A 17,613-nucleotide genomic window follows, 5' to 3' on the forward strand; every position below is an offset into this window, starting at 1 on the left:
GACTCCTTTCGATAGTTATATTTTTATCTTCTTATAGCTTAACACTTGAAGTTAACTCCAAGTCAAGTAAAATATTAAAGATATTTTGAAAAATGTAAAGGTAAATTCTTATTTGCAAGGGTAAATTCTTGTTTGATGATTTTAGTCTTGCATTACTTTTAGGAATTTCCCTAGACTACATCGAGTTTTTATTCATAACCTCTGCTTTTATTAATACAACCGGATTATTATAATTTTACTTCATGATATTTGTATGCAGAAAGAGGTATCTTCATGGAGTGTTCATATATGTAAAAAGCCGGATGAAACAATAATTATATGTTTCTCCGACTTTAAGACGATATAAATTAATGATTTAAAAATTATCAAACTTTCCTGTAAAAATTGAATGACTTCTCCGTTTATAAAACAATACCGTAGGATTATTCTATTACTTTTTATTATAAAATATCAATATGTTCTCCCGCAAGTGCTTTGTTCATACTTCTAACGGCACAGAATTTTCCGCACATGGAACAGGTATCTTCATGTTCCGGTTTCCTGTCCGCGCGGATTGCTTTGGCTGTTTCCGGATCGATTGCACACTCCCATTGTGCTTCCCAGTCAAGTACTCTTCTTGCATCTGCCATCTTATCATCAATTTTCCTGGCGTCCCTTACACCTTTGGCTATGTCGGCGGCATGGGCTGCAATTTTGGAGGCAATGATACCTTGTTTTACATCATCTAAATTTGGCAGCGCCAGGTGTTCAGCCGGAGTGACATAACACAAGAAAGCTGCACCTGCTGAAGCTGCAATAGCTCCACCGATTGCCGAAGTTATATGATCATATCCAGGTGCTATATCTGTTACTAAAGGCCCCAATACATAAAACGGTGCTCCGTTACAGATGGTCTGCTGAAGTTTCATATTGGCAGCGATTTGATCCATAGGCATATGACCGGGACCCTCTACCATTACCTGTACATCCTTTTCCCATGCTCTTTTAGTTAGTTCACCAAGGCGGACCAGTTCTTCAATCTGGCATACATCCGAAGCATCTGCAAGACATCCCGGCCTGCAGGCATCTCCCAAAGATATGGTCACATCATATTCACGGCAGATATCGAGAATTTCATCATAGTACTCATAAAATGGATTCTCTTCTCCGGTCATACACATCCATGCGAAAACGAGTGAGCCTCCTCTGGATACAATATTCATTTTTCTTTTATGCAATTTTATCTGTTCAATTGTTTTTCGCGTGATTCCGCAGTGCAGAGTTACAAAATCAACACCATTTTCAGCATGAAGCCTCACTACATCAATAAAATCCCTTGCGGAAAGATCCGACAAATCTCTTTGGTAGTGAATAATCGAGTCATATACCGGTACAGTACCAATCATAGCAGGACATTCGGCTATTAGTTTACAACGGAACGGAATGGTATCGCCATGAGAGGATAAGTCCATGATTGCATGTGCTCCCATATGAACGGCTTCCATTACCTTTTTCATTTCTGTATCATAATCCTTACAGTCTCTTGAGACACCAAGATTAACGTTTATTTTTGTTTTCAGCATAGATCCCACGCCCTGGGGATCTAAACATTTATGGTTTTTGTTCGCACATATTACTACTTTTCCGGATGCTACGAAAGGTAATAATTCCTGGGGTGTCATAAGCTCTTTCTTTGCCACATTTCTTAATTCTTCAGTGATAATCCCTTTTCTTGCAGCTTCCATCTGTGTTGCATATTCTCTCATTGTTTATCTCCTTTAAATATATTCCATACGTGATTAAGCGGTCCGCTTCCTTTACCCAGATTAAGGTTGGCCTTCAAAGCTCCGGATATATATTCTTTTGCTAATCGTATTGATGTCTCCAGATTAAGACCCTTAGCAAGACCGGAAGCGATGGCACTGGACAAAGTGCATCCAGTTCCATGTGTATCGTTATTATTAATTCTCTCTCCGTTAAACCAGGTATACGAATGATTTAGATATAATAAATCATTGGCATCATTAAAACTGTGTCCGCCTTTGCATAAAACAGCACATCCGTATTCACTGCTTATGATTTTTGCTGCTTTAATCATATCTACTTCATCATTAATGGCTATACCTGATAACACGGAAGCTTCCGGAATATTAGGCGTCAATAAAACTGCTTGCCTGAACAAACAATTCTTTAAGGTTTCTACTGCATCATCTCTAAGCAGCGTCGAACCACTGGTAGAAATCATTACCGGATCCACAACAATGTTTTTTGCATTATAATATTTTAACTTTTCCGATATTATTTCAATCAGACTGTTGGATGAAACCATACCGATTTTAACTGCATCCGGGTAGATATCCGTAAAAATACTATCCAATTGTTTCCCTAAAAATTCTTCCGTAACTTCCATAATTCCAGTGACACCGGTTGTATTCTGAGCAGTAAGCGCAGTAATCGCACTCATGGCATATACGCCATAGGCGGTCATTGTCTTAATATCTGCCTGGATGCCGGCGCCTCCGCAGGAATCACTGCCTGCAATTGTTAATGCTGTTCTCATCTTTTCACCATAACAAGGGATGTTGGAAATAATTTATTATACTTTAGATATTGCGAAATCCCTTATCCAATCCTTACTTATTTTTTGTTCAAGCATTAATTTTATAAAGCGGCAAAAGGTGGTGCCCCCGGTTTACCGCTTGGGTATCAAACAGTTTTATCTGCTCTTTCTAAAAAAAGAGCTATATTATCTAAGTTTTCTAAGTAGATATCACTAAGACTTTTTATCTCATTTTGATCTGCTATACTGGAATCATCAAATACACCTGCCGTTTTAAATCCTGCATTTTTGGCTGTTTTTATTGCATATAATGCATCTTCAAAGACCCAGGTTGACTTAATATCCGTTTTCATATATTCCGCTGCCTTAAGATAAATATCAGGTTTTTCTTTACTTACGCCTACCTCCGTACAGGTAAAAATCCTGTCAAAGTAATAAATAACTTCTAACCTTATCAGCGCTTTTTCAATTATCTTACGGTCACTGGAGGTTGCCAGGGTTATTTTAATACCTGTTTTTTTTAATACATCTAAGAACTGCGTCACACCATCTTTTAACAAAACTTGGAAATAGTAAAAATGTTCGATGGTACGGTTAATCCCATCTAAAATGGCATCGTAAGTCAAATCCAATTTATATCTGTTTTTTAAGTATTCGGACCCTTCTTTCATACTCATAGAGTACATAACTTTACTTAGGTTAGGTTCTGCTGTTATTCCTAAACTGTTTAAGTACATTTCACCGGCCTTATCCCATATTGACATGGAATCCAGTATCGTCCCATCTAAATCAAAGATTGCCCCTGTTATCACTTTATCACCATCTTTTTCGTTAATTCTTTTAATTCTGCTGTGGCGTTAACAATATCCGGCTGTGCAAAAATTGCGCTGATAACTGCTATTCCACATATTCCTGAACCTGCCAGTTCCATTATATTATCTTTACTGATACCTCCAATTGCTATAACAGGAATGGTTACGGCTTTACAAATTGCTTTCAAAGTTTCATAACTGACATCTTCTGCATCTGCTTTAGAACCGGTAGGAAACACTGCTCCTACTCCTAAATAATCTGCACCTTGTTTTTCTGCCAATACTGCCTGTTCTACTGTTTGGGCCGATACTCCAAGAATTTTATCAGGTCCGATCAATTGACGTACATTCACAGCCTCCATATCATTTTGGCCTACATGAACTCCGTCGGCATCCATTGCCATAGCTATATTTACATTATCATTGATGACAAAGGGAACATGGTATCTTTTACATAATTCCTTTATTACAATGGCTTCCTGTAGGAATCTGTTTTCCTCCAATTCTTTCTCGCGAAGCTGTAAAAAGGTAATTCCGCCTTCTAAAGCTTTCTCGACCTGGCTTCGGAGGGATTCACTTCCAAGCCAAAACCTGTCGGTGACAGCATATAAAAGCAGCTTTTTGTTATCGCAATTCATAATTTACTCCTTTTTCCAGGGTTTCACCATCCATATTATAAATAGCATCAATAATTCTGTTTCGATATGTAGAATTTCCGTCGGAAGGCAGCATATTGTTCCACCCGATTTCCCCCGCAAGTCCCATGGTGCATACGGCTGCTGCAGCAGCTTTTAATTCGTTATTCGGATTTGCAATTAAAAAAGCGGTTACCAATGCGGAAAGCTGACAGCCTGTACCAGTAATTTTACTCATTTCCGCCCTTCCGTTTCGAATAACAAAACATTGGTTACCATCGGTAACCAGGTCAATTGCTCCCGTTACTGCTATAATACATTTTGCTTTTAATGCAAATTTTTTCACAAATGTTACCGCATTATCAAGGGAGGTTTCAGTTACAGCATCCGTAACATCTGCATCAACTCCTTTGGTACTGCCGTTTCCAAGTGCTAAAGTTTTAATTTCAGAAATATTTCCTCTTATTACACAAAATTGAATCTCTTTCATCAGATTAATTGCCGTGTCGGTGCGAAGTTTACTTGCGCCTGCACCAACGGGATCCAGTAAAACCTTATGACCTAGTTCATTAGCTTTTTTCCGGCAAGTAACATGGCCGGTATTGTAATTTTATTCAGTGTTCCAATGTTAATGTTAAGACCTCCGCAGATGGATGTGATATCCTCCACATCCTCCGGACCATCTGCCATGATAGGGCTTCCTCCGCAAGCAAGCACAACGTTTGCTACATCATTTACAGTTACATAGTTGGTAATGCAATGAACAAGTGGCCCATTCTTACGTACATTATCAAGAAATTCTTTAAACATGATATCTCCTTTCACAAATACAAACTGAAAGGTCTGTCAACAATACTTTCGCAAAAAAATGCACATATACCAATAAAGTATATATGCAGAAAATTCCACAAAATATATCCCTACGTTGGCATTATCCAAATCAGGTTATGGGTCTAAGCAAAACAGCTTACTCTCAGCCTGCTTTTCGCAAGCTCCCCTTTGTATTTATTTTAAATTATACTACAGTATAATGAAAAATCAACCATATTTTTAGTTTTAGATTTTATTTACCATTTATCAGTCACTTCATAATAATTGTACATATTTCTGTAAAGGTAAGTAAATAGGCTTTTTGAGAAAGTATAAAGGGTGTTGTAAAATAATATATTTACCGAGCTATATATTTTCCCAAGTAAGATAAGTTTTGAATTTTACAACAGCCCTTTGTATTAATTGATATTTATTATAGGTTCTTAATTACACTATGATTTTTAATATATTTATTATAGTTGAATGTTACAAATGTTACTTATTACATTTTACTACGGGTCTAGCTTCGATATAACCTCTATATCCCATAGGGGCAAGCTGAAAACGCGGTGCTTGCTCCGGAGCCCATTGATATCCGTATACTTCGGGATTAAATTTTTCAATATGTTTCCATACCTCACCGATTTCATACTGAAAATCCTCATCATTATAGGGTTCACCCTGAAACACCATCATTGTACAAGGCGGTAATATAATCAGTTCATACCCATCCGGAATGTTCTTATCATAGTCCATTGGCAGTTCCACTCCTTGAATATATGAAGATGTATCTTCAGGTATAAAATGGGACGGAAGCCACATACCAATAGGCTCATAAAGTGCTTCTTTTACACTTGATAATAAACTCCATACATCACATCCAACTTCTTCACAGTATTCAAAATAGTCCTCCGCTTTTTTTCCTCTTTTTAAAAGGCATTTCCTTTCCGGTCGTTCAATAATCTGCACAAATATTGACTTTGTCATATTTTCCATCCTTTCATCCATTTTATTTGAATTATGAAATGCTCGGTAGGTATCATAAGCTTTTTCAGGTAAAAACAATTTTATGGGAGGTGTTTTGGATTTATATCTGCCAGGCGCAATACCAAATTCTCTGGAAAATGCCCTGGTGAATCCCTCCTGACTATCAAAAACAAAATCCAGAGCGACGTCGATCACTTTCTTGTTTTCATCTCGTAGAATAAGTGCAGCCTGTGTAAGTCTTCTGGAACGTATATATTCAAAAATTCCTTTCCCGGTAACCTCTTTAAAAGTTCTGGCAAGATACCAGGAGGAATACCCAGCCTCTATGGATAATTGTTTCATGGTTATAGGCTTTGTTATATTCCGTTCAATATAATTCTGCACTCTTTGTACGACATATGCTGATTCCCTTTTGGTCATATTTTACCCCATTGCATATACTGCACAGATCTGCAGTACTGCCATAAATGAAAATGGTTGAAAGAATCGGTATATGGCTCCCTTTTTATCTTTTAGTTTCTTTCAACTATGAATACCTCCGATAGATCAAGAATACAATATTTTAGCATAATTTTCTTGACCGCCAGTGCGAAATTTATAAATAGACTATCATTCAATATTGGAGTAGTTTTCTTAAACTTAACTGTTTCAGCTGTTAAATTATTCGTTTATGGTGGTTATTACCATTTCCTTGCTGTTTGGCTTCATAGGACCTTTTGCTTCATAAAAAAATACATATCATCAGAAATTATTATATCTCCAATAATATGTATTTTAAAGATAAACTAATGTGTAATTAATTAATATGTACAAACGGATCTATAAGTTAATAAATATTAACTTATTTCATTATTTCCAATAATTTATCAACACCTGGTTTCGTTGTCTTATTATTGAAGAAATCATAACGGAAGAATATAAATCCGTCTACCTTGCCGGTATCTCTACTGTATTCAACCTGTTCCTTTAACTCATTGGTGTTATTTTTCCAATCTTTTTCTAATGTTGAACCAGCTTTATAGGTGGCAATACCAACATACATTTTAACCGTGGAACTAGTACGGAAAGATAACCATTTATCCAATGTTTTATCAAAAGGATAACTGCTGTTGGAAAATGTCCAGTAAATCTGAGGACAAATGTAATCAATGTATTTATCAGAGGATAACCAGGTTTTATAATCTACATAATAACCTAAATTACTGGTTAAGGAATCATAGAAACCACCCGGGCTGATACCAAATTGAACGGAAGAATCTATCTTCTTAATGGCTGAATAGATTCCTTTGACCAAAGTATTTACGTTATTCCTTCTCCAATCGGCAATTGATAAAGCAGTCTTTTTACTCTCTTTGCATTCTGAAACGTAGGTCTTATATTCGGCAGCATCAAAATTAGTTGCATAACTGCTTCCTAAGGAAGGATAAAAATAATCATCAAAGTGAATTCCGTCCACATCATAATTCTGTACGATTTCTTTCACACCGTTGGTAATTAAATTCTGTACTTCTTTTGATGCGGGATTATAATAAAGGTTGCCGGCATAAGATAACACATTACGATCGTTTGTTTTATCTTTGTCATCATGCCATACTCTGGCAGGATTATCTTTGGATAATTTAGTATAATCCGTACTTGCAGTTGTTACACGGTAAGGATTCAACCAGGCATGTATTTGTAATCCTCTTTCATGTGCAGCTTTAACCATATATTCTAAAGGGTCAAATCCCGGATCCGTGCCTTGTGTACCGGATGCATATCTTGACCATGGAAAATACTCCGAATTATACATGGCATCACCAAACGGCCTTACATGAACAACAACCGCATTCATATTCATATCTACTACTTTATCAAACATCTTATCAATGGCAGATTCAAAGCTGGCTTCTGTAAATCCATCTTTACCATAATTCATGTATTCTAAGTATGAAATCCAAACTGCACGAAACTCCAAGACTACATTAACTACTTTTATTACAGAATTTCCTGCTTTATCTGTTACTAAAACACTGTAATTACCGGAAGAGGTTACAGTGAATTTACCTGTACCCGTTACATCCTTTGCGTTACTCCACTTATCTGAGCCAATATCCGTTACATTTCCTTTTAAATATTTGATAACGGATATACCGGAAGTTGTATCTTTGGCATTATATGTAATAATAGCTTTCTGATTGGTAACGGTATAATTTAAAGAAAGTGTTGGTAACGCCTTATCAATATTGGAAATGGTAATAATTTTTACAGATTGATTACCGACAATATCGGTTGCCAAAACGGTGTAATTACCATTATTGCTTACTTTAAAACCGCCTTTTCCGTTACTGTCCAGTTTTATTAAGGTTGGTTTACCCGCATCCGTAAAATCTGCAGCTGTTTTCTCCCCTGAGAGATATTTAGCTTCCTTAACACCGGACCCGGGATCAGTAGCGGTAAGATTAACTGTTACAGAAGATTTAGTCGGTTTTGTTGTACTTAAAGTATAGGCAATCTCAGGAGTTGTTTTATCAATATTCTCTACCGTTACCGCTTTTATTGTTTTATTTCCGGCGGTATCTTCTACTAAAAAAGTAAATGTGTTATTGGTTTTTACCGTTAACTTACCGGAATACATGTAATTATACTCAGCTTTTGTTACCTCAGTTTTGGTTAAGCTGATACTTTTACCTGCTTCTCCAAAATCAGCAGCTGTTTTAGTACCGATAAGGTATTTTAAGCTCTTTACCCCTAACCCTTTTTCACCAACCAGAAAAGATAAGGTGACATTCCCTTTCGTTAAATCACTTGTACTTTTTGTTACTTTAATTGCAGGTTTTGTGATATCAATATTTGAAATTGTGATTTTTTTTAATGAATCATTACCCGCTTTATCTACGGCATAAAATGAATAGGTACCGTTAGCCGTAATCGTAACAGTATATACATTTTTTGAGTTTAATTTTATTAATTTACCTGATTTCTTAAAATAATCGGCATTTTTACTGCCGGAAGACCATTTTAAAGATTTTATACCAGAGGCATCTGATACTTTAACTTCTACTTTAATGGATTTATTAGTTGGTTCTTTTGTATCTGCTTTTAATGTAATTGCAGGATCTGTTTTATCCGACGCTGCATACACGGGCACTGTAGCGAATAGGACTGCTCCTATTATAAAAATCATTAAAAGACCAGATAACCATTGTACTTTGTTCTTATTTATCATTTGTCTAAATTCCCTCCAGAAACTGTTATGGCATCCCCCTAAATCTCCGCTCGTCAATATGTTCACTCCCTTTATGTAATTTAACTTATTATTCCAAATAAAATATTGTGTATCTTGAAAAGCCTGCCATTTAAAGTCAAATAAATTATTAAGAATAGACTCTTTTGACTTTTGTTGACAGGCATTTCTATTATTTATCTTCCAGTGGGATAAGAACTAAATACATCACATAATATATCATAAATTGCTTCTGCAGATTTTTCCTGAAAATCAGAATCTGTTATTTTTTTCAAATCGCTTGTATTAGACATAAAACCTAATTCAATTAATATAGCAGGTACTGTATTCTCTCTGCATACTGCAAGGTTTTTATCACTGATATATCTCTTATCTGTACCGATTTTACCAGGCAATGAATTTAAGAACATATTAGCTAAAATTTTGCTGTTTAATCCATTATCCGTAGTTGCTTTATTAGAACCGGTATAATAAATTTCGGTTCCCTTTGGTGATGTGTTAATATTTGCATTCATATGAAGACTGATAAATAAGTCAGCTCCAACTTTTTTTGCAAAAGCTGCTCTTTCATATAAATCAACTTTCGTATTATTATATCTGGAATAATATGCTTTTATTTCAGAATCTTCAGCATTAAAATATTTCTGAGTCAATTCATACATAATTTTAAAGTTTAAATCTTTTTCATTAATGGTCACACCATTTAATTTACGGCTTGCACCCGGATCGGTTCCGCCATGTCCGGCATCCAATACGACAATATTTTTATAGATATCTCTTGGATTACCGAGAGCTACTCCAATATATCCACCCAGATCTTTTAATTTATATCCCTGAAGTTTAGTTGTACCGATAACTATTTCGGTCATATCATTTTTATAACCGACAGAAATATCACTTATTACACTATTAGAGGAATCGATTGGATAAGTATTATATAGATCCCTATAATCACCAGGTATACGAAGAACGATTTGATTATTATAATAAAGGTCTTCATTGGTTATTTCAGAATAAAATACTTCATCCGGAATTTTAATCTGTAAAGCGTAATCCAAATTATCGTTGGAACTTTCTTCGGTAAAAGTAAGTAAATATGTATTACCGGTATTAGTTACTTCATAATTGGCTGAACCGGATGTTTCTAAAATAATCTTAGTAGTATTGCCATCAGTAGAGGTGCTGGTTACGGATTGCAGGGTGTTAAGAGCTGTATTTAAATACTGCTCTCCTACACTGTTAATTGTATTAGGTATTTCCAAAGAAATAATATTGCCATTTTCTGTTAAATCAACATTAAGTTCTCTCAAACCGGTAATCTTAACATAATCATTACCAGCTTGTGTACCTGCCTCAATATTAGAAATGTAGTTAGGATATAAAGTCAGGTATAAAGTACATTTATCATCAGATAATGATAATTCATAACTGGTATTCGGATCCATTAAATCAAAATCTATGTCGGTAGATAAATCGGAATGATCGGTTGTAGCTGTGATATGATCGGTTAATTTACCGCCTAAACTGTATTCTTTCGTATCACTTTCTTCAAGATAAGAATTATTAATATGAAGATTCAATGTTTGATCATTAATCTTAACAGTAGACTTACCAAAAGGTGCATAGGAATTAATGGCATATACTTCAATGTTGCTGCTGAATGGAGAATCCATTTTTATTGAAGTAATATTAGAAGACGTATCATTATCGTCCGAAATTTCGGATGCAGTATTATGGCTGTTTGCTTTGTTATATTCTTCTGTATAGTCAGATGAGATACCCCAATTAAAAGCAACAGAGTCCGGTACAGGATCACCGCCTAATTCAGGACCATCTTCACCATCCTGGTCATCCTCATCTTCCGGTGCTCTTGACGTAATAACCGAAGTTTTGGTTGAGGAATTCCATGTATAATCGTAACCCAGATAAGAGGAAACAAAACTTCCCGGAACCATGACATAAGATACTTTCGAATCTTTATTCTCAACTAACAGAGGGCGGTATCCATCGTACGGGATTTACCGTTTACCAAAGCGGTTTTACTTCCAAGCGTCAGCTTAACAACAGTGTCGTTTAGCCTAAGTGTTACTACTTTCGTACTGCTGTTATAAGAATAACCAGCCTTGATGGAAGATGCACTGAATACTTGATATGCACGGAGCATCGCCGTATTATCAATAATAATACTTGGCATAGAACCTAAATTTACTGATTTGCCGTCAATGGTAACTTTACCCAAGGTCCCATTATAAGATACATTTTTATTATTATAATATAGATGCATCGGTGATGTTATGGAAGCGGTTGAAGTAGAGCTGTTCCAGTCATATTTATAACCAAAAGTCTCTGCAACATATCTTGCAGGAACTAAGAGCTTGGTAACTTTCTGATCTTTATATTTAACTTTCATGGGGGCTAAAGACAAAGTAACGGATTTTCCGTTTAAGGTTGCCTTTTTACTTCCTGCAGTTAAAACTAAAGTTGTACCGTTCTGGGATAAGGTCAGCTTACCTTTTGTGTCATCATATTTATAATTCATTTTAATAGCAGATTTAACGAAAACATCGTTAAAGGGAGCCAGGGAAGTGCCGTCAAAAATGATCCCAGGAGTATTTCTCATATTAATAGTTGAGCCATTATATGTATATTTAACCTGTTGACCTGTATAGGTTACATTCTTATTTGACCCATAATAATATAAGTTAAGTTTTGTTGCAGCCAGTGCACTTGTAACCGGTAAACACACCAGCACAACTGCTAAAATCAGCAAAAATTTTAAATTGTTACATTTCCTATACATATTTAAATCATCCTTTTGTATTTTATCATTACTTTGCAATAGCATAAAAAATAGACTGCTTACGGTAGAATAAATATGTGCCGTAAGTAAATGTAATATAATATCATGCTATCCGATTCATGTATTAACAAGTTTCAGGGCATTACATTTTCATCGTTTCCTATTTCTCTTATTCCATAAGACGACCGCTATTATAGCAGACCGTATTACTTTTTATGCTTTCATTACCAGTTTTTTCTTTAGTGATTATTCAGATATCATCTTTTTATCTTTTGTAACTACTTTAACTATTAACACCTCCCATTAGTAAATCAAAAACTATTACATCATTTCTTTGTTCATTTTGCATAATATACCTAATACATTTAAACAATACTGTTAAATAGTGTTAAAAGTATGTCATTTTATTGTTGATTTTCAATTTTATGGTCAAATTATTAAAATTATGTTATAATTACAATAATTATGAAATTTCATAGAAAGGATAGCAGAAATGGTTGAGAATAATTATCATGACCAAAAAAATATTGAAAATACAGTAAGGTTACGTGAAATCATAGCAGAACTCCCTCGTTTCTGCGGCGACTTTTTCCGTGGCATAGAGCCAACAACTTCTTCGTTGACAAGAATTGCCTATGCCTATGATTTAAGAGTTTTCTTCCAGTTTTTATATAACTCCAATCCTTTATTTAAGAAGACTTCCATCAGAGATTTAAAAGTTGAAATATTAGATCAGATTAAACCTATTGATATTGAAGAATATTTAGAGTATCTCTCCTACTACCAAAAAGGGGATGTGAAAATCTTAAACCAGGAAAATGGCAAGAAAAGAAAATTAATATCTTTACGAAGCTTTTATAATTACTTTTATAAGAGAGAAATGATTCAGTATAATCCTGCCGCACTAGTCGATATACCCAAACTCCATCAAAAAGAAATTATCCGGCTTGATATTGATGAAGTTGCAAAAATGTTAGATGAAGTTGAATCCGGAGAAAACATGACAAAATCCCAGCAAAAGTATCATAATAAAACAAAGGTAAGGGATTTGGCAATTATTACGCTCCTGTTAGGAACCGGTATTCGTGTCAGCGAATGTGTCGGCTTGGACATCAATGATGTGGATTTTAATAATGACGGTATTAAAATCAGGCGTAAGGGTGGATACGAATCTATTATCTATTTTGGTGATGAAGTACAGGAGGCCTTAGAAAATTATTTACTGGAACGGGAAGCTGTTATTCCGGCGACCGGCAGTGAGAATGCCCTGTTTTTATCCATTCAGAAAAAAAGAATCAGTGTAAAAGCAGTTGAAAACCTGGTCAAAAAATATGCCGGATTGGTTACCAGACTTAAAAAAATCACTCCTCATAAATTAAGAAGCACCTATGGTACAAGCCTTTATCGGGAAACCGGAGATATTTATCTGGTAGCCGACGTCTTAGGCCATAAAGATGTAAATACAACGAAAAAACACTATGCCGCCATTGAAGATACCAGGCGCAGGAGTGCTGCAAGTAAGGTTAAGTTAAGGGAAAAATAAGATTCCCGATAACTGAAAAGAAAATTTAAAAAATTACCAAATAATGGACTTTATTGTTATGAAAACTTAAAAATAATATTGTTAATATTTTATAAAAATTGAACTTTATAGTTAAAAAGCTCTATAGATAATAATATTTGTATATGGATATGATTGAATGAGGGATATTTTTTTCCCTCCTTTTAATTGCGTACCAATATTAAAAATCCTTCGGAACGGAATAAATAGTTCAATTGACTTAATTTCATTTTCCATCATAGTTCTAACCTTGTTATATCCTTTTAAAAAATAATTCTTACCTTGCTCTATCTTTTTTTAATTTTGTTACATCAATTTATGCAGATAATGGAAAGCAATATGCTTATATTACAAATATGAACTTATTCTCCATCAAGATAGTTAACTTCCGACTCAATTTTGAATGATTTTTGCATGTCTCCAGCCATAATACGCACTTTGCCTGTATTGGGATAGATAACTACTTCCGGTGTACCTACTGTATGAACATCAAGGTAAAAAAGCGGTTCATTTGAATTATTGCTCAACATGTGCGCGCCGTTTTCATTTGGCGGCATTACAATTACATCACCTTCAGAAACTTCAATATCACCTTTTGGTGTTTTTAACGTAGCAGTCCCGGATATAATATAGAAAACTTCTTCATTCCCTGTATGCTGATGATATGGATAATTACTTTTACCTGGTTGTAACATATAGAAGTTAACACTGAGTTTTCCCTCGCCACTTCTGTATGGCGAAACACTTTCACTCCTTTGAAATTCGAACAATTGTTCATTCTTACCGATGTAGTCATAAATCTGATTCAAATTGAAATCGCGGTACTGTGCTGTCTTTACATTTTTTATTTCCAGTTCTCGCATGATAACATTCCTCCCAAAATATAAATATTGACTAGTTCGTAAATTAATGATGGCATATAATTATATGGTAATATTATACATTACATATTTGCACAAAACAACGGTCAAGCAATGAACTTTTGGAATAAATGTATTGTTACAACAAATAGACTAAAAGTAATTATAATATATAGTTTACTTATTAGAACCACTATACTCCATATGGACAGACATACAAACACATACCGCATACATGAAGTTTACCGGCTTCGTTCAGTTTCTCAAAATATTCTTCACATTTTTTTACATCAAACTTTATGTGATAAAATCAATACCGTGAAAATCTCCTAATTCTTTTATTCTTTCTAACAGACTCATATTTTTTACCTCCTAAACTTAAAAATCCGTTTAAAAAAATTAACCGGAATTACACCATTAGATAATATACTTTTCCATCAAATAAAACTTTCCTTTTCTCCAATGTGCCTCTCCTACAATGTTATATCCTAATGACTTATACATTTTAAGAGCATATGGGTTTAATGAAAAAGCATCTAATCGAATAGCCTCTATTCCTTTCTTTAGCAGCAAGTTTTCGATATATTGCAATGTTCTTGTACCAATTCCCTGATTCTGAAAATCCGGGTTGACACATAAACGATGTATTACATAAAAGGGAGAATCTGGATATTTCCAATTCCCATTTACATATTGTTTATCTGCTTCCTGATTTAAAACAAATACGGAACAAATTTGACTATCGATTTCTCCGACAAACAGCTGATTTTCTTCAATGTCATTACTTAAGACCTCTTTATTTGGATATAATTCATCCCACTGAGGTATCTCTTTCCTATTCATTTCTATTATTGCTTTCAGGAAAAGCTGATTAATGAATTCTAAGTCTTCCATACAAGCCTTTCTGAAGCTTATTCTACTAACTTTCATTTTAATCCTCCATGCTGTTGTAAAGCGTTATTATTCTGCCGATTGGTCAAAAAGCCCAATTTATTGTTTTGAATGAATACGGGCGTAATATTTACTATCGTAAATATATATATTCATAATATCTAAGATTAAAGGGCTTTTGACCCTCGAATCAAAAAATATTATTAAAATTATTATTATAATGGTTGAATACCAGTTATTAGAATACGGCATATAATAGAATCATAATAATATGCAAATTAGAGGATTTTATGGATTATACCGATGGATTTTTTCAGGAAATAATGTTTCAAAATGGCAATGTCTTGCGTATAGATAATGCCTTAATTGAGGAGGTATATAAAACAAATCAAAGAACCGGATATGTACTGATATCTTACGGAATTGAGGACCGGACAAACCGGATAAACAATGATTTCCTCAGACTCAACGTAGGAAAAGATACCATAATTATGAATCAATTCGGTGAAACTCTTTGCCTTTGTGATCTGGCTGAGGGTATTACGGTAGATGCAGAGTTCTCATCTGCTATGACGAGAAGCATTCCCCCTCAAACGAGAGCTTTCCGTATTATTGCCAATACTGAGGCTCCTACCGTAATGGTTAAGACAGACCGCGTAGTGAATACCGATGAGGAGAACGGCTTTCTCACGACGGGAAATCCTTATGACATAAACGATCAAATGATATTTACCATCTCCGGAGAAACAATCATCATAGATCAAAACTATAACCAGATTTCATTAAATGAAATCCAGCCAGGGCAGTTAGTGAGGGTCGAGCATGCCATTTTCCAGACATTGAGCATTCCCCCCAAAGCCCGGCTTTTCTTGTTCAGCTTCTTTAAACAGGGTAAGAAAGGACTGTAGCAATGGAATAAACTTATCTGGCTTGGAATAGAGGATATATTCTCGCCCATGTAAAATAGATTTTGAATTATGCAGCACAGTCCTTTCCAATTTATGTTTTAGAAAGATTAAGCTGTTTTGTTCTTCTGCTATCGCTTTGCAATCTGAAGTTGCTAAATATATTGGGTTTTAATATCTATTTCAGGATTTTCTTCATCAATAACGGCAATATCTGCCCCCAAATCAAAAAGTTTTTCAAAGAAATTATCGTATCCTCTTAATATATGCTCTAATCCATAGATTTTTGATTCACCTTCTGCAATCAATGCCGCCATAACCAATGCCGCACACATTCTAATATCCGTTCCTGTCATAGTTGTTCCGGTTATTTTTTGCATACCCTCGATAATAACCTGAGAATACAGACTTTCATATACCATGCCCATTCGGTTCATTTCAAATAAGTGATTAAACCTCACCGGAAAAATCGTATCTTTTATGGTGGATTTACCGTTGCAAATTAAAGCATAAACTGTTGCAAATGGTTGTAAATCCGTCGGAAAACCAGGAAATGGCAACGCATCAATATTGATCGGTTTTAGTTCGCAATTAGCTGCATCAATATGAATAGTATTCTCATCTACTTTTATATCTGCACCCGAATCGGATAATATTGTAATTACTGATATCAAATGCTCTGGGATTACATTTTTAATTATTCCGGAACCTTTCGTTGCCGCAATCATAAATAAGAATGTCCCAACTTCCAACCGGTCAGGCATAACTTCATGAATTGTTCTTTTTAATTTTTTTACCGATGGTTTAATATGAATGACAGGTGTACCTGCGCCAGATATTTTAACGCCCATAGAGTTAAATAAGATAGCCATATCCACAATTTCTGGTTCCATAGCAGCATTATAGATAATAGTTTCACTATCAGCTGCACTTGCTACTAACATAGCATTTTCCGTTGCACCTACACTTGGAAATCTTAAGAATATTTTTTGACCCTTATAAGGAAATTGTGTTGCCTCACATTTCACATATCCGTCAATGATTTCCGTATGAATTCCAAATTTATTAAAGACATACAAATGAATATCAATTGGTCTGTTGCCTATCTTATCTCCGCCTGAAAGAGGTACGGTTGCCTTACCGAATCTAGCCAGTAAAACACCAAGAAATAAGTTGGATGCCCTGATTTTAGAGACATATTGTTTACTCAAATCTGAATAAACCATATTTCCTTTGATTATTACCGTATTATTTTCACATGTCAAATGTATACCGATTTCATCTAAGATACCTTTCATTGCATCAATATCAGATATTTCAGATATATTTGTTAACATTCCCTTACCATTTCCTAAACACATGGTCGGTATTAAAGCTAAAATCGAATTCTTAGAACCACATATTTCTACTTCTCCCCGCAGTGCTTTACCACCATTAACTTGTAAATAAGTTTTGTTATTTATCATTATATATAACCTCTCTAATCCCTTTTTAATGCAATAATCCTTTCTTAATATAAGTATTCAAAATTGAAATATACGTTAAACATTCTTGAAATATATAGTATCTTTACTGATATTCAATTAT

The 17,613-nt window shown here is 34.7% G+C and carries 13 protein-coding genes, 1 pseudogene and 1 riboswitch; of the genes and pseudogenes, 2 read left to right on the forward strand and 12 right to left on the reverse strand.

Going from position 1 to position 17,613, the window contains the following annotated elements:
- Positions 1-440 precede the first annotated feature (440 nt).
- From thiC to Ana3638_RS17270, 9 genes and pseudogenes are all read right to left on the reverse strand, one after another.
- Positions 441-1,745 carry a phosphomethylpyrimidine synthase ThiC gene (thiC, locus tag Ana3638_RS17230; RefSeq protein WP_161839141.1) on the reverse strand — a complete coding sequence of 435 codons (1,305 nt, stop codon included), beginning with the start codon at positions 1,743-1,745 and terminating at the stop codon, positions 441-443.
- On the reverse strand, positions 1,742-2,539 hold the full coding sequence (gene thiD, locus Ana3638_RS17235; protein WP_161839142.1) for a bifunctional hydroxymethylpyrimidine kinase/phosphomethylpyrimidine kinase: 798 nt from the start codon (positions 2,537-2,539) through the stop codon (positions 1,742-1,744). The genes thiC and thiD overlap by 4 nt, the downstream gene beginning before the upstream one ends.
- A 146-nt stretch (positions 2,540-2,685) precedes the next feature.
- Positions 2,686-3,351, reverse strand: coding sequence for an HAD family hydrolase (locus tag Ana3638_RS17240; RefSeq protein ID WP_161839143.1), 666 nt, complete (start codon positions 3,349-3,351; stop codon positions 2,686-2,688).
- Positions 3,348-3,989, reverse strand: a complete 642-nt coding sequence (thiE, locus tag Ana3638_RS17245) for a thiamine phosphate synthase (protein WP_161839144.1) — start codon at positions 3,987-3,989, stop codon at positions 3,348-3,350. The genes Ana3638_RS17240 and thiE overlap by 4 nt, the downstream gene beginning before the upstream one ends.
- Positions 3,976-4,796, reverse strand: a pseudogene (thiM, locus tag Ana3638_RS17250) (hydroxyethylthiazole kinase). Before thiM ends, thiE begins: the two are co-directional and overlap by 14 nt.
- A gap of 90 nt (positions 4,797-4,886) precedes the next feature.
- Positions 4,887-4,996: riboswitch (TPP riboswitch) on the reverse strand.
- Positions 4,997-5,291: 295 nt separating this feature from the next.
- Positions 5,292-6,203, reverse strand: coding sequence for a helix-turn-helix domain-containing protein (locus Ana3638_RS17255; protein ID WP_161839145.1), 912 nt, complete (start codon positions 6,201-6,203; stop codon positions 5,292-5,294).
- A 421-nt stretch (positions 6,204-6,624) separates the two neighbouring features.
- A complete protein-coding gene (locus Ana3638_RS17260; protein ID WP_161839146.1) occupies positions 6,625-8,991 on the reverse strand; it encodes a glycoside hydrolase family 10 protein in 2,367 nt (788 codons plus the stop codon).
- Positions 8,992-9,185: 194 nt separating this feature from the next.
- The gene (locus Ana3638_RS17265; RefSeq protein WP_161839147.1) at positions 9,186-10,964 is read right to left on the reverse strand and encodes an N-acetylmuramoyl-L-alanine amidase family protein; all 1,779 of its coding nucleotides are present in this window, start codon (positions 10,962-10,964) and stop codon (positions 9,186-9,188) included.
- 32 nt (positions 10,965-10,996) lie between these two features.
- The gene (locus Ana3638_RS17270) at positions 10,997-11,809 is read right to left on the reverse strand and encodes a stalk domain-containing protein (RefSeq protein ID WP_161839148.1); all 813 of its coding nucleotides are present in this window, start codon (positions 11,807-11,809) and stop codon (positions 10,997-10,999) included.
- Between the two features lie 493 nt (positions 11,810-12,302).
- On the opposite strand from Ana3638_RS17270, the gene Ana3638_RS17275 reads away from it, so the two are divergent.
- A complete protein-coding gene (locus Ana3638_RS17275; protein ID WP_161839149.1) occupies positions 12,303-13,352 on the forward strand; it encodes a tyrosine-type recombinase/integrase in 1,050 nt (349 codons plus the stop codon).
- Between the two features lie 380 nt (positions 13,353-13,732).
- On the opposite strand, the gene Ana3638_RS17280 is transcribed toward Ana3638_RS17275, so the two are convergent.
- Positions 13,733-14,233, reverse strand: coding sequence for a cupin domain-containing protein (locus Ana3638_RS17280; RefSeq protein WP_161839150.1), 501 nt, complete (start codon positions 14,231-14,233; stop codon positions 13,733-13,735).
- Positions 14,234-14,647: 414 nt separating this feature from the next.
- On the reverse strand, positions 14,648-15,160 hold the full coding sequence (locus Ana3638_RS17285; protein WP_202621508.1) for a GNAT family N-acetyltransferase: 513 nt from the start codon (positions 15,158-15,160) through the stop codon (positions 14,648-14,650).
- 251 nt (positions 15,161-15,411) lie between these two features.
- Here Ana3638_RS17285 and Ana3638_RS17290 point away from each other — a divergent pair, with 251 nt between their 5' ends.
- The gene (locus Ana3638_RS17290; protein WP_161839151.1) at positions 15,412-16,029 is read left to right on the forward strand and encodes a hypothetical protein; all 618 of its coding nucleotides are present in this window, start codon (positions 15,412-15,414) and stop codon (positions 16,027-16,029) included.
- A gap of 152 nt (positions 16,030-16,181) precedes the next feature.
- Here the strand turns inward: Ana3638_RS17290 and murA are convergent, their stop codons facing one another.
- Entirely contained in the window at positions 16,182-17,492 is a 1,311-nt protein-coding gene (murA, locus tag Ana3638_RS17295) for a UDP-N-acetylglucosamine 1-carboxyvinyltransferase (RefSeq protein ID WP_161839152.1), read from the reverse strand.
- Positions 17,493-17,613 lie beyond the last annotated feature (121 nt).

Origin of the sequence: Anaerocolumna sedimenticola, assembly GCF_009931695.1 — a bacterium.
In the GTDB taxonomy this organism is placed as follows: Bacteria; Bacillota; Clostridia; order Lachnospirales; family Lachnospiraceae; genus Anaerocolumna; species Anaerocolumna sedimenticola.